Origin of the sequence: Cupriavidus mimosae, from assembly GCF_023952485.1 — a bacterium.
In the GTDB taxonomy this organism is placed as follows: Bacteria; Pseudomonadota; Gammaproteobacteria; order Burkholderiales; family Burkholderiaceae; genus Cupriavidus; species Cupriavidus taiwanensis_C.
This window is the reverse complement of the sequence record NZ_JALHRY010000012.1, coordinates 70,329-89,048: the sequence shown is the minus strand read 5'-3', so window position 1 is coordinate 89,048 and position 18,720 is coordinate 70,329. Positions and strand designations below refer to the sequence as shown.

At 67.1% G+C, this 18,720-nt stretch carries 16 protein-coding genes; 1 reads left to right on the top strand and 15 read right to left on the bottom strand.

Annotated elements, in window-relative coordinates; genetic code table 11:
• Positions 1-31: 31 nt before the first annotated feature.
• The 13 genes from hisD to MKD50_RS21680 all read right to left on the bottom strand — a co-directional run bounded on the left by hisD (position 32) and on the right by MKD50_RS21680 (position 11,419).
• Positions 32-1,369, bottom strand: a complete 1,338-nt coding sequence (hisD, locus tag MKD50_RS21740) for a histidinol dehydrogenase (RefSeq protein ID WP_115705117.1) — start codon at positions 1,367-1,369, stop codon at positions 32-34.
• A gap of 32 nt (positions 1,370-1,401) precedes the next feature.
• On the bottom strand, positions 1,402-2,076 hold the full coding sequence (gene hisG, locus MKD50_RS21735; protein WP_062801929.1) for an ATP phosphoribosyltransferase: 675 nt from the start codon (positions 2,074-2,076) through the stop codon (positions 1,402-1,404).
• A gap of 20 nt (positions 2,077-2,096) precedes the next feature.
• Positions 2,097-3,347, bottom strand: a complete 1,251-nt coding sequence (murA, locus tag MKD50_RS21730) for a UDP-N-acetylglucosamine 1-carboxyvinyltransferase (protein WP_115705119.1) — start codon at positions 3,345-3,347, stop codon at positions 2,097-2,099.
• An 85-nt stretch (positions 3,348-3,432) separates the two neighbouring features.
• Complete coding sequence (locus tag MKD50_RS21725) at positions 3,433-3,681, bottom strand: BolA family protein (protein WP_115705121.1); 249 nt, start codon at positions 3,679-3,681, stop codon at positions 3,433-3,435.
• 50 nt (positions 3,682-3,731) lie between these two features.
• The gene (locus tag MKD50_RS21720; protein WP_115705123.1) at positions 3,732-4,553 is read right to left on the bottom strand and encodes an ABC transporter permease; all 822 of its coding nucleotides are present in this window, start codon (positions 4,551-4,553) and stop codon (positions 3,732-3,734) included.
• The gene (locus MKD50_RS21715) at positions 4,550-5,500 is read right to left on the bottom strand and encodes an ABC transporter ATP-binding protein (RefSeq protein WP_240072869.1); all 951 of its coding nucleotides are present in this window, start codon (positions 5,498-5,500) and stop codon (positions 4,550-4,552) included. Before MKD50_RS21715 ends, MKD50_RS21720 begins: the two co-directional genes overlap by 4 nt.
• A gap of 258 nt (positions 5,501-5,758) precedes the next feature.
• On the bottom strand, positions 5,759-6,073 hold the full coding sequence (locus MKD50_RS21710; protein ID WP_501993635.1) for an STAS domain-containing protein: 315 nt from the start codon (positions 6,071-6,073) through the stop codon (positions 5,759-5,761).
• Between the two features lie 130 nt (positions 6,074-6,203).
• Positions 6,204-6,833: an MlaC/ttg2D family ABC transporter substrate-binding protein gene (locus MKD50_RS21705; RefSeq protein ID WP_240072871.1), complete on the bottom strand. Its 630-nt coding sequence runs from the start codon at positions 6,831-6,833 to the stop codon at positions 6,204-6,206.
• A 197-nt stretch (positions 6,834-7,030) separates the two neighbouring features.
• Positions 7,031-7,954 carry an MlaA family lipoprotein gene (locus MKD50_RS21700; protein ID WP_252668601.1) on the bottom strand — a complete coding sequence of 308 codons (924 nt, stop codon included), beginning with the start codon at positions 7,952-7,954 and terminating at the stop codon, positions 7,031-7,033.
• On the bottom strand, positions 7,951-8,463 hold the full coding sequence (gene mlaD / locus MKD50_RS21695; RefSeq protein WP_115705133.1) for an outer membrane lipid asymmetry maintenance protein MlaD: 513 nt from the start codon (positions 8,461-8,463) through the stop codon (positions 7,951-7,953). The genes MKD50_RS21700 and mlaD overlap by 4 nt, the downstream gene beginning before the upstream one ends.
• Before the next feature lie 84 nt (positions 8,464-8,547).
• Positions 8,548-9,327 (bottom strand): lipid asymmetry maintenance ABC transporter permease subunit MlaE, encoded by a 780-nt coding sequence (mlaE, locus tag MKD50_RS21690; protein ID WP_240074676.1) that lies wholly within the window; start codon positions 9,325-9,327, stop codon positions 8,548-8,550.
• Positions 9,328-9,335: 8 nt separating this feature from the next.
• On the bottom strand, positions 9,336-10,154 hold the full coding sequence (locus MKD50_RS21685; protein WP_252668599.1) for an ABC transporter ATP-binding protein: 819 nt from the start codon (positions 10,152-10,154) through the stop codon (positions 9,336-9,338).
• 176 nt (positions 10,155-10,330) lie between these two features.
• The gene (locus tag MKD50_RS21680; protein WP_115705137.1) at positions 10,331-11,419 is read right to left on the bottom strand and encodes a tripartite tricarboxylate transporter substrate binding protein; all 1,089 of its coding nucleotides are present in this window, start codon (positions 11,417-11,419) and stop codon (positions 10,331-10,333) included.
• A gap of 220 nt (positions 11,420-11,639) precedes the next feature.
• On the opposite strand from MKD50_RS21680, the gene MKD50_RS21675 reads away from it, so the two are divergent.
• Positions 11,640-12,179, top strand: a complete 540-nt coding sequence (locus MKD50_RS21675; RefSeq protein WP_252668597.1) for a GNAT family N-acetyltransferase — start codon at positions 11,640-11,642, stop codon at positions 12,177-12,179.
• A 75-nt stretch (positions 12,180-12,254) separates the two neighbouring features.
• On the opposite strand, the gene MKD50_RS21670 is transcribed toward MKD50_RS21675, so the two are convergent.
• Together MKD50_RS21670 and MKD50_RS21665 are read right to left on the bottom strand one after the other, a co-directional pair.
• Positions 12,255-13,718: a glutamate synthase subunit beta gene (locus MKD50_RS21670; protein WP_115705141.1), complete on the bottom strand. Its 1,464-nt coding sequence runs from the start codon at positions 13,716-13,718 to the stop codon at positions 12,255-12,257.
• A gap of 116 nt (positions 13,719-13,834) precedes the next feature.
• Positions 13,835-18,637 (bottom strand): glutamate synthase-related protein, encoded by a 4,803-nt coding sequence (locus MKD50_RS21665; protein ID WP_371925385.1) that lies wholly within the window; start codon positions 18,635-18,637, stop codon positions 13,835-13,837.
• Between the last annotated feature and the right edge of the window lie 83 nt (positions 18,638-18,720).

Below are 18,720 nucleotides of genomic sequence, written 5' to 3'. Positions count from 1 at the left end.
ACTCCAGGTTTGACTGCGTTGGTTCAGGAGATCAACTGCGCTTGAAACGATATTCCGCGCTGCGGGCGTGGGCCTGCAGCCCTTCGCCATAGGCCAGTTCGGCGGCGATCTGGCCCAGCATCTGCGCGCCGCCCTCGCTCACCTCGATCAGGCTCGAGCGTTTCTGGAAGTCATAGACGCCCAGCGGCGACGAGAAGCGCGCGGTGCGCGAGGTCGGCAGCACGTGGTTGGGGCCGGCGCAGTAGTCGCCCAGCGACTCGCTGGTATAGCGGCCGAGGAAGATGGCGCCGGCGTGGCGGATCTTCTCGCTCCACTGGCGCGGGTTCTCGGCCGAGATTTCCAGGTGTTCCGGCGCGATCGCGTTGGCAATCTCGCAGGCCTCTTCCATGTCGCGCACCTTGACCAGCGCACCGCGGCCGGAAATCGACGCGGCGATCACGTCGCGGCGCGGCATGGTGCCAAGCTGGCGCTGGATGCTGGCTTCGACGCGGGCGATATAGTCCGTATCCGGGCACAGCAGGATCGACTGCGCCAGTTCGTCGTGCTCGGCCTGCGAGAACAGGTCCATCGCCACCCAGTCGGGGTCGGTGGTGCCGTCGCAGATCACCAGGATCTCGGAAGGGCCGGCGATCATGTCGATGCCGACGGTGCCGAACACACGGCGCTTGGCCGCGGCCACATAGGCATTGCCCGGGCCGACGATCTTGTCGACCTGCGGCAGCGTCGCGGTGCCGTAGGCCAGCGCGCCCACAGCCTGCGCGCCGCCGATGGTAAAGACGCGGTCCACGCCGGCGATCTGCGCGGCGGCCAGCACCAGTTCGTTGCGCACGCCGCCGGGCGTGGGCACGACCATGATGATTTCCTTGACGCCCGCCACGCGCGCCGGAATCGCATTCATCAGCACCGACGACGGGTAGGCGGCCTTGCCGCCCGGCACATAGATGCCGACGCGGTCCAGCGGGGTCACCTTCTGGCCCAGCATGGTGCCGTCGGCCTCGGTGTATTCCCAGCTGTGGCTGCCGCATTCGATCTTCTGCTTCTCGTGGTAGGCGCGCACGCGCGCGGCGGCGGCCTCGAGCGCGGCGCGGCGCTTGGGCTCGAGGTCTTCGAGCGCGGCTTCCAGCTGCTGCTGCGATACCTCGAGCGCGCCCATCGACGCCGCCTCGACGCGGTCGAAGCGGCGCGTGTATTCCAGCACCGCGGCATCGCCGCGCGACTTCACGTCGGCCAGGATCTGCGCGGCGGCGCGGTCGATGGCCTCGTCCTCGCCGGCCTCGAAGGCCAGCACCTGACGCAGTGCCTCGGCAAAGCCCGGCTCCCTGGAATCGAGCCGGCGGATCGGCAGGCTTTCCATTTCGGTTGGGTTCATGACTTCTGTTCCTGTCAGGCGGCGACCCGGCCTCAGGCCAGCGCCGCAGAAGCGCGTTCGAAGGCGTCGAGGATCGGTGCCAGCCGCTCGCGCTTGAGTTTGAGCGCGGCCTGGTTCACCACCAGCCGCGACGAGATCTGCACGATCTCTTCCACTTCCACAAGATTGTTGGCGCGCAGCGTGCTGCCGGTGCTGACCAGGTCGACGATGGCGTCGGACAGGCCCACCAGCGGGCCCAGCTCCATCGAACCGTACAGCTTGATCAGGTCGACGTGAACGCCCTTTTTCGCAAAATGCTCGCGCGCGGTTTGCACGTACTTGGTGGCCACGGCCAGGCGCGCACCCTGGCGCACGGCCTTGGCGTAGTCAAATCCTGCCGGTACCGCCACCGACATGCGGCAGCGCGCGATGTTCAGGTCGATCGGCGCATACAAGCCGGCCATGCCGCTTTCCATCAGCACGTCCTTGCCGGCCACGCCGAAATCGGCCGCGCCGTACTGCACGTAGGTCGGCACGTCCGAGGCGCGCACGATCACCACGCGCACCGCCGGATCGGAAGTCGGCAGGATCAGCTTGCGCGAGGTCTCGGGATCCTCGGTGACGCGGATGCCGGCCGCCTCCAGCAGCGGCAGCGTCTCGGTGAAGATGCGGCCCTTGGACAAAGCCAGCGTCAGCTGGTTGGGCGATGCGTTGAAAGCGGGGCTCATCGGGCTTCAGTCCTTGGTGCTCAGGCAATGCGGCGGATCTTCGCGCCCACTGCCGACAGCTTGTCTTCCATGCGGTCGTAGCCGCGGTCCAGGTGGTAGATGCGGTCGATCACGGTTTCGCCCTCGGCTACCAGGGCGGCGATCACCAGGCTGGCCGAGGCGCGCAGGTCGGTCGCCATCACGTTGGCGCCCGACAGGCGCGGCACGCCGTTGACCACCGCGGTGTTGCCTTCGACGGTGATGTCGGCGCCCAGGCGGTTCAGTTCCTGCACGTGCATGAAGCGATTTTCGAAGATGGTCTCGGTCACGCGCGCGGCGCCTTCGGCGACCGCGTTCAGGGCCATGAACTGGGCCTGCATGTCGGTCGGGAAGGCGGGGTATTCTGAGGTGCGGAAGCTCACCGCGCGGGCCCGGTGCGGCATCGCCAGGCGGATCCAGTCGGCGCCGGTCTCGATGCTGGCGCCGGCTTCGCGCAGCTTGTCGAGCACGGTGTCGAGGATCTCGGGCTGCACGCCGCGCAGCACCAGGTCGCCCAGCGTCGCGGCCGCCGCGCACAGGAAGGTGCCGGCCTCGATGCGGTCGGCGATGACGCTGTGGCTGGCGCCGTGCAGGCGCTCGACACCGTGCACCACCAGGCGGTCGGTGCCGATGCCGTCGATCTTCGCGCCCATCTTCACCAGAAGCTGGGCCAGGTCGGTCACCTCGGGCTCGCGCGCGGCGTTTTCCAGCACGGTCTCGCCTTCGGCCAGAGTGGCGGCCATCAGCAGGTTCTCGGTGCCGGTCACGGTGATCATGTCGGTGACCACGCGCGCGCCCTTCAGGCGCTTGGCGCGCGCATGGATAAAGCCATGCTCGATGGTAATCTCGGCGCCCATCGCCTGCAGGCCCTTGATGTGCTGGTCGACCGGGCGCGCGCCGATGCCGCAACCGCCCGGCAGCGACACGCGGGCCTCGCCAAAGCGCGCCACCAGCGGACCCAGCACCAGGATCGAGGCGCGCATGGTCTTGACCAGCTCGTACGGGGCCTCCAGCACGTTGACGTCGGCGCCGTTCAGGGTCACGCGCGCGCCGTCGAACTCGGCCTGCATCCCCATCAGGCGCAGCAGCTTGAGCGTGGTGCGCACATCCTGCAGGTTGGGCACGTTGTCCAGCGCGACGGTGTCGGCCGTCAGCAGGCCCGCGCACAGGATCGGCAGGGCGGCATTCTTGGCGCCCGAGACGCGGATTTCACCCTTGAGCGGGCCGTTGCCGTGAATCTGGAATTTGTCCATGTTCTATGGTTTGTTCCGGGCACGCGCCCGGCATCATTGTTCTGGAGCCGCGCAGGCGCGCGGCGTATGGTGCGTTCTTGGCGCTCTACTTGCCTGCGTCCGCCTGCCACTCCGCGGGCGTCAGGGTCTTCATCGACAGCGCATGGATCTCGGCGCGCATGCGGTCGCCCAGCGCCGCGTAGACACGCTGGTGGCGCTGGATCAGCCGCTTGCCTTCGAATTCGATGCTGACGATGGTGGCAAAGAAATGCTGGCCATCGCCCTCGACTTGCAGATGTTCGCAGGGCAGTCCTTGGGCAATGTAGTCCCTGACTTGTTCCGGTGTAGGCAGCATGGGGTTCTCTTCAGCGTGATTCAGCTTGATTCAACAGGGCCGGCCGCCGCTCAGTGGCGCAGCTTGTATCCGGACTTCAACAGGCGCAGCGCCAGCGCGGCCAGCACCACGAACGCCGATCCGACCACCGCCAGGCTGAACAGCGGCGACACGTCCGAGACGCCGAAGAAGCCATAGCGAAAGCCGTCGATCATGTAGAAGAACGGATTGGCATGGGACACCGCCTGCCAGAAGGCCGGCAGCGAATGGATCGAATAGAACACGCCGGACAGGAAGGTCGCCGGCATGATCAGGAAGTTCTGGAACGCGGCGAGCTGGTCGAACTTCTCGGCCCAGATGCCGGCGATCAGGCCGAGCGTGCCCAGGATACCCGCGCCCAGCAGCGCAAATACCAGGATCCAGCCGACGTTGGCGAAATGCAGGTTGGCGAACCACGCCGTCACCAGCAGCACGCCCAGGCCGACGGTCAGGCCGCGGATCACCGAGGCCACCACGTAGGCGCCGAACATCTCCCAGTGCGACAGCGGCGGCAGCAGCACGAACACCAGGTTGCCGGTGATCTTCGACTGGATCAGTGATGAAGAACTGTTGGCGAACGCGTTCTGCAGCACGCTCATCATAACCAGCCCGGGCACCAGGAAGGCGGTGTAGCTGATCTGGTCGTAGACCTTGACCCGGTCTTCCAGCACATGGCCGAAGATCAGCAGGTACAGCACTGCGGTCAGCACCGGCGCGGCCACGGTCTGGAAGCTCACCTTCCAGAAGCGCAGCACTTCCTTGTACAACAGCGTGCGGAAGCCCACCAGGCCGCCGACGGCCATCGGGCCAAGGCGGGTGTCTTCCAAGATTTCGATGTCGCCAGGCTGCTTCATGCCGCGGCCTCCATCGCCGGGTCGGGCAGCGCGCCGGGCATATGCCCCTCGCGGCGCATGATCTGCACGAATACGTCCTCGAGGTCGGCCTTGTTGATTTCCATGTCTTCGATGTCACAGCCCGCTTCGCGGCAGGCGGCAAGGATCGGTTCGACCGCCTGGTAGCCTGACAGCCGTAGCCGCACCGCGCGCTCGCCGGGGTTGGCCGGCATGCGCAGCGGCTCCAGCGCGGCCGGCAGGCCGCCGCGCGCGAAGGTCAGCACCAGCTGCAGGCCGGCAAACTGCGTCAGCAGGTTGCTGGTGCGGTCCAGCGCCACTACTTCGCCGAACTTGAGCATGGCGATGCGGTCGCACAGGGCCTCGGCCTCTTCGAGGTAATGCGTGGTCAGGATGATGGTGTGCCCTTCGCGGTTCAGGCGCGAGATGAACTTCCACAGCGTTTGCCGCAGCTCAACATCGACGCCGGCGGTGGGCTCGTCGAGCACGATCACCGGCGGGCGGTGCACCAGCGCCTGCGCCACCAGCACGCGCCGCTTCATGCCGCCGGACAGCTGGCGCATATTGGCCTCGGCTTTCCCGGTCAGGTCCAGGTTGGCCATGATTTCGTCGATCCAGTCGTCGTTGCGGGTCAGGCCGAAATAGCCGGATTGCAGCCGCAGCGTCTCGCGCACCGTGAAGAACGGATCGAACACCAGCTCCTGCGGCACCACGCCCAGCATACGCCGCGCCATCCGGTAATCGGCGACGACATCGTGCCCCAGCACACTGACGCGGCCGGAATCGGCCCGGTTCAGGCCGGCGAGGATCGAGATCAGCGTGGTCTTGCCGGCGCCGTTGGGCCCGAGCAGGCCGAAGAATTCGCCGCGTTCGACGGTGAAGCTGACGCCCTTGAGCGCCTGCAGGTTGCGGTAGCGCTTGCGAACGTCGTGGATTTCAATGGCTTTCATGGCCGATTGTTTGTGGCGGGTCCAGCTCTTTCGGGGCCGGCCGCCAGGAAATGGGGAGCAAAGCGTGCCCGGATATCCTGCTCCGGCATGGATTGGGCCGGCAACAGGCGGGGGGATGGGCGAACAACCCGGAATTATAGGGGATGCGGGGTCGGTCCCGCTTGATCCCCGCCGGATCCGCCCCGGGGCTCGACGGCCGCATCAGCGGTCGCCGCGGCATCGCGTGCGGCCGCCTGGCTGGCGACCGGCGATGCCGGATCAATGTCGGTGATGGTGTGCGGGTGGGACGGCGGCGGGCGCCAGGCCAAGCAGGCCGTCGACGCCGTACAGGCTGGCCAGTTGCGCCAGCTGTGCCGGCACGCCACGTAGCACCAGCGCCTGGCCGCGCGCCACGGCGGCCCGATGCCATGCCAGCAGCACGGCGACGGCCGAGGAGTCCACCTGCGCCAGGCCCGTGCAGTCCACGTCGACGTCGCCCTGCGCCACGCGTGCCAGCCCGTCGCGCAACACCGCGGCGGCATTCTGGTTGGTCAGCGAGTTACCCGGCGAAAGCATGGCGTCAGTGGCCTGGATGCGGAAAGAAGAAAAGGGATTTTAAACGAAGACTCCCGCGCGGGGCGGGAGTCTGTGTCGCGAACAGCCATTGTAGTGCAACTTCGGCGCGCCGTGCTGCATCGCAGCGGCGCACCGCGGGCATGTCCCGTCAGCTCTTGGCGTTGGCGAGCTGGCGGTTGCGGTCCTGCAGCGTCTTGATCACGCCCTCGACGCCCTGCTGGCCGACGATGGTATTGAAGCTGCCCTTGTAGGCCTCGGTCAGCCATGCGCCCAGCACGTTGATGTCATAGACCTTCCAGCCCTGCGCGGTCTTTTCCAGGCGGTAGTCCATCTGGATCGGCTCGCCCTTGTTGATGACCTGGGTGCGGATGGTGGCATCGGTATCGTCGGCGGTGCCGCGGTACGGGCGGTACTGCACGGTCTGGTCGCGGATCTGCGCGATGGCGCCGGCGTAGGTGCGGATCAGCAGGGTCTTGAATTCCTCGGTGATCTGCTTCTGCTGCTCCGGCGTAGCCTTGGACCAGTTGCGGCCCATGGCGATCTGCGTGGTCTTCTGGAAGTTGGCGTTGGGGATGATCTTCTGTTCGACCAGCGCGGTGATCTTGCCGATATTGCCGGCCTGCATGTCCTTGTCGGCCTTCACGGTCGACATCACGTCATTGACCACGGCCTTGACCAGCCCGTCCGGGGTGGCCGTGTCCTGAGCCGATACCTGGGCCTGCGCGGTCCCCGCGAAGGCAACCGCCGTCAGGAGGGGGAGCAACAGTCGCTTGAGCATGTGAGATTTCCTTCTTTATCAAAGAGGTCGTGACCCGCAAGCCGGCGCTCGATGCGCGCTGGCCGGCTACGGGCCTGTCAGATTGGAACATAGCGGCGTCGGGCGCGTTGCCTTCAAAAGCGCATCGAACGCCACCCACAAACAATTTGTTTCAGCGGTCACAGCGCATTCACAGCGCCAGTGACGCCTTCGCCGCTTCAGCGGAAGCGCACTCCCGGCATACCCGGCAGCACCGGCGGCACCGGCATGCTCTGGCCTTCCGGCTGGGTCTCGCCCGCGGCGCCCGGCTTGGGCGGCTCCGCGGCCGGGGCCGAAGCGCCATCCGCCGCTGGAGCCGGAGCCGGTGTGGGTGCCGGGGCGGCACTGGCGTCCGTCGCGGCGGGTGCCGGCGCCACGCCTTCGACCTCGGCCTCGTCTTCGCTACCCGGCGGATTGCCGTCGTAGATCAGGTACTGGCGCCGCTGCAGGTAGGAGTCACGCAGGAACGAGTACTTGTCCAGCGCCGCCTGCTCCAGCAGGTTGCTGGCACCCAGCAATTGGGTGCGGCCGGCGACGATGCGCACGCCGACCAGCGAATTGCGCAGCGAAACCGGGTAGAAGTACGCCGACGGATCCGCCTGGCGGTCGACCAGCATGCCGGCGGTGTCGCGGAAGGTGCTCGGGCCGAACAGCGGCAGCACCAGGTACGGGCCGGCCGGCACGCCCCACACGCCCAGCGTCTGGCCGAAATCTTCCTTGTACTTGGGCAGGCCGGCCGGGGTCGCGATGTCGATCAGGCCGCCGATGCCCAGCACGGTGTTCATGGCCACGCGCATGGTGTCTTCGGCCGCGCGCGTCGGCTTGCCCTGCAGCAGGTTGTTCACCGCCGAATAGACATCGCTGACATTGGAGAAGAAGTTCTCCACCGCGCGCTGCACCGGCGTCGGCGTGTAGTCGGCATAGAGTTCGGCCACCGGGCGCAGGATGCCCTTGTCGAAGTCCTCGTTGATCTTCGAGACTTCGCGGTTGAACGGCTCGAGCGGGTCTTTCGGGTTGGCGGTGGGGCCGGTGGCGCAACCGGCGAGCGCCGCGGCGGCCGCGGCCGTGGCCAGGAGGTTGCGGATGTGGCGGGGGGCGTTCACTTGAGGTCTCCAGCCGGGGCCGGCGCGCTGGCGCCGGGGGACGAGCCGCCGCCGGCATCGGCGGCCTTGTTGTACAGGAACTGCCCGATCAGGTTTTCGAGCACCACCGCGGACTGCGTCATGGTGATGCGTGCGCCGTTGCCCAGCATGGCGGTGTCGCCGCCGGCTTCGAGGCCGATGTACTGCTCGCCCAGCAGGCCCGAGGTCAGGATCTTGGCCGAGGTGTCCTTGGGAAACTGGTAGCGCGTTTCCAGGCTCATCTCGACGGTGGCCTGGTAGGTCTTGTCGTCGAAGCGGATCGCCGCGACCCGGCCGACCACCACGCCCGCGCTCTTGACCGGCGCGCGCGGCTTGAGCCCGCCGATATTGTCGAAGCGGGCCTGCACGCTATAGGTGTCCTGGAAGCTGAAGGCGCTCATGTTGCCCGCCTTGAGGGCGAGGAAGAGCAAGGCGACGAATCCCGCCGCCACAAACAGCCCCACCCAGAAATCGAGTGTGTTCTTTTTCATTGGAATCTCTTTCTTCAACCCCGTAGTGTCTGTCGCTGCCGTCTTGTTATCGTAGCGCCCGCATGGTTGCGGCGGGCATCAGCCTCAATTGCTGAACATCAGCGCCGTCAGCAGGAAATCCAGCCCCAGCACCGCCAGCGACGCGATCACCACGGTGCGGGTGGTCGCGCGCGAGACGCCTTCCGGCGTGGGCTTGGCCTCGAATCCCTGGTACAGCGCAATGAACGTCACCGCGATGCCAAAGATAAAGCTCTTGATGACGCCGTTGAGCACGTCGGCGCGCACATCGACGCCGCCCTGCATCTGCGACCAGAAGGCACCGGCGTCGACGCCGATCAGTTGCACTCCGACCACGTAGCCGCCCAGGATGCCCACCGCGCTGAAGATCGCGGCCAGCACCGGCATGGCGATCACGCCCGCCCAGAAGCGCGGCGCGACCACGCGCTGCAGCGGGTTCACCGCCATCATTTCCATGGCGGTGAGCTGCTCGCCCGCCTTCATCAGCCCGATCTCGGCGGTCAGCGACGTGCCGGCGCGGCCGGCGAACAGCAGCGCGGTCACCACCGGGCCCAGTTCCCGCACCAGCGACAGCGCCACCAGCAGCCCCAGCGCCTGCTCGGAGCCGTAGCGATTGAGCGTGTAGTAGCCCTGCAGCCCCAGCACGAAGCCGACGAACAGGCCCGACACCGCGATGATCACCAGCGACAGGTTGCCGACAAAGAAGACCTGGTCGGTCACCAGCCGGAAGCGGCGCAGCAGCGTCGGCGACAGTGCCAGCACGGCCAGGAACATGCGCGTGGCGTGGCCCAACCCGGAAATGCTGCGGCGCACGGCCGCGCCGATGGCGCTGAAGAATCCCGTCAGGAAGCCGGTCATCGCGGCCCTCCGACGAAATCCTCGGCCAGCGACGGTCCGGCATAGTGGAACGGCACCGGGCCGTCGGCCTCGGCGTGGACAAACTGGTGCACGAACGGATCGGTGGAGGCGCGCAGGGCCGCGGGCGTGCCTTCGGCGGCAATGCGCCCGTCGGCAATGAAATAGACGTAGTCGGCGATCTGGAAGGTCTCGTGCACGTCGTGCGAGACGATGATGGTGGTGGCGCCGAGCGCGTCGTTGAGGCTGCGGATCAGCCGCGCGGTCAGCCCCAGCGAGATCGGATCCAGGCCGGCGAAGGGCTCGTCATACATCAGCAGCGCCGGATCGAGCGCGATCGCCCGCGCCAGCGCCACGCGCCGCGCCATGCCGCCGGAGATCTGCGACGGCATCAGGTCGCGCGCGCCGCGCAGGCCGACCGCGTTGAGCTTCATCAGCACCAGGTCGCGGATCATCGACTCGGGCAGGTCGGTGTGCTCGCGCAGCGGGAAAGCGACATTGTCGAACACCGACAGGTCGGTAAACAGCGCGCCGAACTGGAACAGCATGCCCATCTGGCGGCGCACCGCGTACAGGCCAGCGGTGTCGAGCTGATGGATGTCCGTGCCGGCAAAGCGCACCGCGCCCGCCTGCGGCCGCACCTGGCCGCCAATCAGCCGCAGCACCGTGGTCTTGCCGCAGCCCGAGCCGCCCATCACCGCGATCACCTTCCCGCGCGGGAATTGCATGGTCAGGCCGGACAGAATCGGCTTGCCGTGGTCCGCGTAGGCGAAATCCACCGCAGTCAGTTCGACAAGGTTTTGAGCAGAATCGGTCACGTTGGCACCGGTCGGGACAGGGGCGCATTATAAGGTGTACTACCTAGCCCTGCTGGTACCCGTGTGTCTCGCGCCACATGAAGCGCGGCTGTGGTGCCTCAGAATTCTCCTGGTCGGGCGGCAGACTGGCCGATTTCCCGGAAACCGGCCACTGTCCCACCGCGCCGCGGTGCCGCTCAGGGCTCCTGCGCGAGCGGCACGTCCCTTAGGATGACCTGCCATTGGATCGATTCCGAGCGGATCGCGGTGGCAAACGCCTCCGGCGAGTCGCGCAGCGGCGTCAGGCCGGCGGCCTGCAGGCGCGAGCGCACCTCGCGCTCGGACATCACGTCGTCCAGCTCGCCCGCAAGCCGCGCCACGATGGCGCGCGGCGTCTTGGCCGGCGCCATCACGCCAAACCAGGCCGCCGCGGCGTAGCCGTCCTGCCCGGATTCCTGCAGGGTCGGCACCAGCGGCGCCAGCGGGGAGCGCGCCACGCCGGTCACGCCGACCAGCCGCAGCCCGCCGTTCTTGACCTGGCTCTGGACTGCCGCGAACGAACAGAAGCAGGCGCTGATGCGGCCGGCCAGCATCTCCTGCACCACCGCGGCCTCGCCCTTTCCCGTGACCAGCGGCACACCGCCGCGCAGGCCGCGCACCGCGTACTCGGCGTACAGGTGCGAAGGGCTGCCGGGCTGACCGTAGCCGTAGCTGTAGGAACCGGGACTCGACCTGACCGCGGTCATCCATTGCTCCGGCGTACGCATCGGCAGCCGGGCGTCGATCACCAGGAACAGCGGCGTGGTGGCGACGCGCGCCACCGGCGTGAAATCGCGCACGACGTCGTAGGGCACCGGCTCCAGCCCCGGCTGGATCAGCATATTGGCCTGGTGGAACAGCAGCGTGTGGCCGTCGGAGCTGGCCTTGGCGACGACATCGCCGGCAATGGTGCCGGCGCTGCCGGGACGGTTGTCGACCTCGACCGGCACGCCGAGCCGGGCCGACAGGCGCTCGGCCAGCATCCGCGCCACCGCGTCGGCAACGCCGCCGGCCGGGAACGGCACGATCAGGCGCATCGGGCGATCGGGGAACGACATGCTGCGCGCAAGCGGCTGGGTGCCGGCATGCGCGGGCCTGGCTGGCACGGCGAACGCCAGCGTGGCGCATCCCAGGGCGACCAGGCACAGCACGGGCGGGAGCCAGCGCCGGGCAGCGGCCGCGGGCAGGCGCGGCGCGATTTTCGCTTTACCTCGCCAAAGTCGCGACAAGTTGCGCACTTCGGACATCGTTTTCCTCCGGCCCGTCTCCTGAGAAGACGGCAAACTGGTTCTGGGGAAAAAGGATTGGCGAGGCAGTTTCCGTTAGTTGTTTTTGAAAATTGTAAGGACAATGTCCGGGCCGCCACAGGCACGTAAACCATAGCCGGGAGAACCCTGAAGGCCTTGCTGCGCCTTGCCAAATGCGCCCTTGGGGCGAGCGTGCGAACCCCGCGGCTATAATCCGCCGATGACGAATTTCACCGTGCGGCCCATGGTCTTGTCCGACCTGCCGGCCGTGCTGGCGGTGCAAGCCAGTTGCTATACCGAAGTGCTGCTCGAAGGCGAGTCGGCGCTGGCCAGCCGGCTGGCGCTGTCGCCGGCCACCTGCTGGGTCGCGCACGAGCCCGCGCAGCACGGCACCCTCGCCGCCTACCTGTTCACCCACGCCTGGCCCGAAGACAGCCTGCCGCCGCTGGACGGCGTGCTCGACGATGGCTGGCGCCAGCATGCCGCCCCGGACACCCTGACCTGGTTCGTGCATGACATGGCCGTGGCGCCCGGCGGCCGCGGCGCCGGCCTGGCGCCGCGCCTGTACGCGGCGGCGCAGGCGGCCGCGCACGCCGCCGGGCTGCGGCGCTCGCGGCTGATCGCGGTACAGTCCGCGGCGCCATGGTGGCGCAGGCTTGGATACGCCCCGGTGCCGGCGCAGACGGCGGCGCGGCATGCCGGCAAACTGGCGGCATACGGTGCCAGCGCGGTGCTGATGGAGCGGACGCTGGCCGGCTGACGCCGCCATCACGCAGACAAAAAAAAGCCCGCCGGCTTGCGCCAGGCGGGCTTTTTGTTGCGGCGCTGACGCCGATCAGCGCGGCAGGTCGCTATGCCCCATCAGGAACGCATCGACCGAACGCGCGGCCTGGCGGCCTTCGCGAATCGCCCACACCACCAGCGACTGGCCGCGGCGCACGTCGCCCGCGGCGAACACCTTGGGCACGCTGGTATGGTAGGCACGCTCGCCTTCGGTCGAGGCCTTGGCGTTCTTGCGCGCGTCGGTGTCGACGCCGAAGGCTTCCAGCATCGAGCCCACCGGGTTGGTAAAGCCCATCGCCAGCAGCACCAGGTCGGCCGGCAGGATGAACTCGCTGCCTTCGACTTCCTGCATGCGGCCGTCCTTCCATTCGACGCGGCAGGCCTTCAGCGCGGTGACCTTGCCGTTCTCGCCGATGAATTCCTTGGTGGCGACCGACCAGTCGCGCTCGCAGCCTTCGTCGTGCGACGACGAGGTGCGCAGCTTGATCGGCCAGTACGGCCACACCAGCGGCTTGTTCTCTTCTTGCGGCGGCTGCGGCAGCAGTTCGAACTGGGTTACCGAGGTGGCGCCGTGGCGGTTCGACGTGCCCACGCAGTCGGAGCCGGTATCGCCGCCGCCGATCACGATCACGTTCTTGCCTTCGGCGCGGATCTCGTTGGCGCCGTCGCCGGCCACTTCCTTGTTCTGCGGGATCAGGAATTCCAGCGCGAAGTGGATGCCGGCCAGGTCTCGGCCCGGCACCGGCAGGTCGCGCGGCACTTCGGAGCCGCCCGCCAGCACCACGGCGTCGAACTGGTCCATCAGGGCCTGCGCCGAGATGGTTTCGCGCGCATAGTTCTTGATGCCGGCCGGCAGGTCGCCGTCGGTCACCATCACGCCGGCGCGGAAGGTCACGCCTTCGGCCTGCATTTGTTCGATGCGGCGGTCGATCAGCGACTTCTCCATCTTGAAGTCGGGGATGCCGTAGCGCAGCAGGCCGCCGATGCGGTCGTTCTTCTCGAACACGGTCACGTCATGACCGGCGCGTGCCAGCTGCTGCGCGGCAGCCATGCCGGCGGGGCCGGAGCCGACCACGGCGACGGTCTTGCCGGTCTTGTGGCGCGGCAGTTGCGGCTTGACCCAGCCCTCTTCCCAGGCTTTGTCGATGATGGCGTGCTCGATCGACTTGATGCCCACCGGCAGCTCGTTGATGCCCAGCGTGCAGGCGGCCTCGCACGGGGCGGGGCAGATGCGGCCGGTGAACTCGGGGAAGTTGTTGGTCTGGTGCAGCACCTCGATCGCCGACTTCCAGTCCTGGCGGTACACCAGGTCGTTGAAGTCGGGGATGATGTTGTTGACCGGGCAGCCGTTGTTGCAGAACGGAATGCCGCAGTCCATGCAGCGCGCACCCTGGAGCTTCGCTTCGCTGTCGGACAGCGCGAACACGAATTCCTTGTAGTGCTTCACGCGCTTGACTACCGGTTCGTAGCCCTCATTCTGGCGCGGAAATTCGAGAAAGCCAGTCGCCTTACCCATGTTGCGTCCTTGGTCATGCTGCGCGGGACCGGCGGCTTCGCCGGCCCCGCTGTGGGGTCAGTATCTTGTCCGGTCCGCGGCGGTTGCCGCGGGCCTTCGCTGCGTCGGTGCTGCGCTCAGGCCGCGATGGCTTCGCGGTCGCTGTCGCGGGCGGCCTGTTCCTTGGCGTACATCTCGCCCAGCGCGCGCTTGTACTCGGTCGGGAAGACCTTGACGAACTTGCGGCGTGCCGTGGTCCAGTCGGCCAGCAGCGCCTTGGCGCGTTCGGAACCGGTGTAGCGGAAGTGCTGCTCGATCAGGTTGCGCAGGATGGTTTCATCCAGCACGCGCTTGCCGTCGACCTTGTGCCACGAAGCCTGGGGCTGGCCCTTCTCCTGGTCGGCCGAAGCCAGCACCGCTTCCAGCGCCACCATCGAGGTGTTGCAGCGCTTGTCGAACAGGCCGTCCTCATCGTAGACGTAGGCCACGCCGCCCGACATGCCGGCCGCGAAGTTGCGCCCGGTGCCGCCCAGCACCACCACGGTGCCGCCGGTCATGTACTCGCAACCGTGGTCGCCGGTGCCTTCCACCACTGCCACGGCGCCCGAGTTGCGCACCGCGAAGCGCTCGCCGGCAACGCCGTTGAAGAACGCTTCACCGGCGATGGCGCCGTACAGCACGGTGTTGCCGACGATGATGTTGCGGGTCGGATCGCCGCGGAACTCGTGCGGGGCACGCACGATCACGCGGCCGCCCGACAGGCCCTTGCCGACGTAGTCGTTGCCGTCGCCGACCAGGTCCAGCGTGATGCCGTGCGCCAGGAACGCGCCGAACGACTGGCCGGCGGTGCCCTGCAGCTGGATGTGGATGGTGTCGTCGGGCAGGCCTTCATGGCCGTACTGCTTGGCGACCACGCCGGACAGCATCGCGCCGACGGTACGGTTGACGTTCTTGACCGGCTGGATGAACGACACGCGCTCGCCCTTCTCGATCGCCGGACGGGCCTTGGCGATCAGCACGTGGTCGAGCGCCTTGCCAGCCTCGGCCGACAAGCCGTGGTCCTGCACATCGGTGTGGTACAGCGGCACATCCGCGCCCAGCGACACCTGGTGGAAGATGCGGCTGAAGTCCAGGCCGCGCGCCTTCCAGTGCTCGATGCCAGCCCTGGTGTCGAGCAGGTCGGCGCGGCCGATCAGCTCGTCGAAGGTGCGGATGCCCAGCTGGGCCATGATCTCGCGGGCCTCTTCAGCGACGAAGAAGAAGAAGTTCACCACGTGTTCCGGCTTGCCCTGGAATTTCTTGCGCAGCTGCGGATCCTGCGTGGCCACGCCCACCGGGCAGGTGTTCAGGTGGCACTTGCGCATCATGATGCAGCCCTCGGCAACCAGCGGCGCCGTGGCGAAGCCGAACTCGTCGGCGCCCAGCAGCGCGCCGATGACGACGTCGCGGCCGGTCTTCATCTGGCCGTCGGCCTGCACGCGGATGCGGTTGCGCAGGCCGTTGAGCAGCAGCGTCTGCTGCGTCTCGGCCAGGCCCAGCTCCCACGGCGAGCCGGCGTGCTTGATCGACGACCACGGCGAGGCGCCGGTGCCGCCATCATGGCCAGCGATCACGACGTGGTCGGCCTTGGCCTTGGACACACCCGCGGCCACGGTGCCGACGCCTACTTCGGACACCAGCTTGACCGAGATATCCGACGACGGGTTGACGTTCTTCAGGTCGTGGATCAGCTGCGCCAGATCCTCGATCGAGTAGATGTCGTGGTGCGGCGGCGGCGAGATCAGGCCCACGCCCGGCACCGAGTAACGCAGCTTGCCGATGTAGTCAGAGACCTTGTGGCCCGGCAGCTGGCCGCCTTCGCCCGGCTTGGCGCCCTGCGCCATCTTGATCTGGATCTGGTCGGCCGAAGCCAGGTACTCGGCGGTCACGCCAAAACGGCCCGACGCCACCTGCTTGATCTTCGAGCGCAGCGAGTCGCCATCCTGCAGCGGCAGGTCAGCCTCGACCACATCGCCCAGCAGGCTCTTCAGGCTGTCGCCCTGCTTGATGGGGATGCCGCGCAGCTCATTGCGGTAGCGCTTCTCGTCCTCGCCGCCTTCGCCGGTGTTGGACTTGCCGCCGATGCGGTTCATCGCCACGGCCAGCGTGGCATGGGCTTCGGTCGAGATCGAGCCGAGCGACATCGCGCCAGTGGCGAAACGACGCACGATTTCCTTGGCGGGCTCGACTTCCTCCAGCGGAATCGCCTTGGCCGGATCGACCTTGAACTCGAACAGACCGCGCAGCGTCATGTGGCGCTTGCTCTGGTCGTTGATGATGTTGGCGTATTCCTTGTACGTCTGATAGGCGCCCTTGCCGTCGTCGGCGCGCACCGAGTGCTGCAGCTTGGCGATCGAGTCCGGGGTCCACATGTGCTCTTCGCCGCGGATACGGAAGGCGTACTCGCCGCCGGCGTCCAGCATGTTCTCCAGCACCGGGTTGTTGCCAAAGGCGTCCGTGTGCAGGCGCAGCGCTTCCTCGGCGACTTCGAAGATGCCGATGCCCTCGACGTTCGACGGCGTGCCGTGGAAGTACTTCTGCACCAGCTCGCGCGACAGGCCAATGGCTTCGAAGATCTGCGCGCCGGTGTACGACATGTAGGTCGAGATGCCCATCTTGGACATCACCTTGAACAGGCCCTTGCCGACCGCCTTGACGAAGTTCTTGACCGCCTTCTCGGGCGACAGGTCGCCCGACAGGCCGCTGGCCATGTCGGCCAGGGTTTCCATCGCCAGGTAGGGGTGCACGGCTTCGGCGCCGTAGCCGGCCAGCAGCGCGAAGTGGTGCACTTCACGCGCAGTGCCGGTCTCGACCACCAGGCCGGTCGACGTGCGCAGGCCCTTCTCCACCAGGTGGTGGTGAATGGCGGACGTGGCCAGCAGCGCGGGGATGGCGACATGGTCGGCATCGACCGGGCGGTCGGTGACGATCAGGATGTTGTAGCCCGAACGCACCGCATCCACGGCTTCGGCGCACAGCGAGGCCAGGCGCGCTTCGATGCCTTCCTTGCCCCACGCGGTCGGATAGCAGATGTTCAGTTCGTACGAACGGAACTTGCCGCCAGTGTAGTGCTCGATGTTGCGGATCTTGGCGATGTCCTTGAAGTCCAGCACCGGCTGGGACACTTCGAGGCGCATCGGCGGGTTGATGTTGTTCAGCTCGAGCAGGTTCGGCTTCGGGCCGATGAACGACACCAGCGACATCACCATGTTTTCGCGGATCGGGTCGATCGGCGGGTTGGTGACCTGGGCGAACAGCTGCCTGAAATAGTGGTACAGCGTCTTGTTCTTCGACGACAGGACCGCCAGCGGCGAGTCGTTGCCCATCGAGCCGGTGGCTTCTTCTCCGGCCAGCGCCATCGGCGCCATCAGGAACTTGACGTCTTCCTGGGTGTAGCCGAAGGCCTGCTGCCGGTCCAGCAGCTTGGCCACGGGCTTCTTCTCGGCGGCGACGTCTTCGGGCTTGGCGTCGATCTCGTCCAGCTTGATGCGCACGGCGTCGATCCAGCTCTTGTACGGCTTGGCGTTGGCCAGGTTGTCCTTGAGCTCCTTGTCGTCGATGATGCGGCCCTGCTCCATGTCGATCAGGAACATCTTGCCCGGCTGCAGGCGCCACTTCTCAACGATGCGCGACTCGGGGAACGGCAGCACGCCGGCTTCCGAGGCCAGCACCACGATGTCGTCCTCGGTCACGTAGAAACGGGCCGGGCGCAGGCCATTGCGGTCCAGCGTGGCGCCGATCTGGCGGCCATCGGTGAAGCAGATCGCGGCCGGACCGTCCCACGGCTCCATCATGGCGGCGTGGTACTCATAGAAGGCGCGGCGATTGTCGTCCATCAGCGTGTGCTGTTCCCAGGCTTCCGGGATCATCATCATCATCGCGTGGACAAGCGGGTAGCCGGCCATCGTCAGCAGTTCGAGGCAGTTGTCGAACGATGCCGTATCGGACTGGCCCGGGTAGATCAGCGGCCACAGCTTGGGCAGGTCATCGCCCAGCACCGGCGACGAAATCGCGCCGGTACGCGCGTTGATCCAGTTGACGTTGCCCTTGACGGTGTTGATTTCGCCGTTGTGGGCCACCATGCGGTACGGGTGGGCCAGTTCCCAGGCCGGGAAAGTGTTGGTCGAGAAGCGCTGGTGCACCAGGGCCAGGGCCGACACGGCGCGCTGGTCCTGCAGGTCCAGGTAGTACTCGCCGACCTGGTTGGCCAGCAGCAGGCCCTTGTACACCACGGTACGGGCTGACATCGACGGCACGAAGTATTCCTTGCCGTGCTTGAGCTTGAGCGCCTGGATGGCGTGGCTGGCGGTCTTGCGGATGACGTAGAGCTTACGTTCCAGCGCGTCGGTGGTCATGATGTCGCGGCCGCGACCGATGAAGATCTGGCGGATTACCGGCTCGGTCTTGCGCACCGTCGGGGACATCGGCATGGCGGCGTCGACCGGCACGTCGCGCCAGCCCAGCACGACCTGGCCTTCCAGGCGGACCGTGCGCTCCAACTCCTGCTCGCAGGCCAGGCGCGAGGCGTGTTCCTTCGGCAGGAAGATCATGCCGACACCGTATTCGCCCGCGGGCGGCAGGCTGACGCCCTGCGCGGCCATCTCTTCGCGGTAGAACTGGTCAGGAATCTGGATCAGGATACCGGCACCGTCGCCCATCAGCGCGTCAGCGCCGACCGCGCCCCGGTGGTCCAGGTTCTCCAGGATCTTCAGGCCCTGGGAAATGATCTCGTGCGACTTCTTGCCCTTGATATGCGCGACCATGCCGACGCCGCAGGCGTCATGCTCGTTGCTCGGGTCGTACATGCCTTGCGCCTGCGGACGCAGGTCGAGGGCGGAGGAAGACTCGCTGATTTGCTCGCTGGTCTGCGCTTGGGCCGAAGGGTTCTTCATTTGGTCCACGGGCTGAATTCCGGTGAAGGCTGCGCGAACTGCTGGACTACCGGAACGGGGACCGCGCGCTTTCTGAAATCCACCCAAACCGG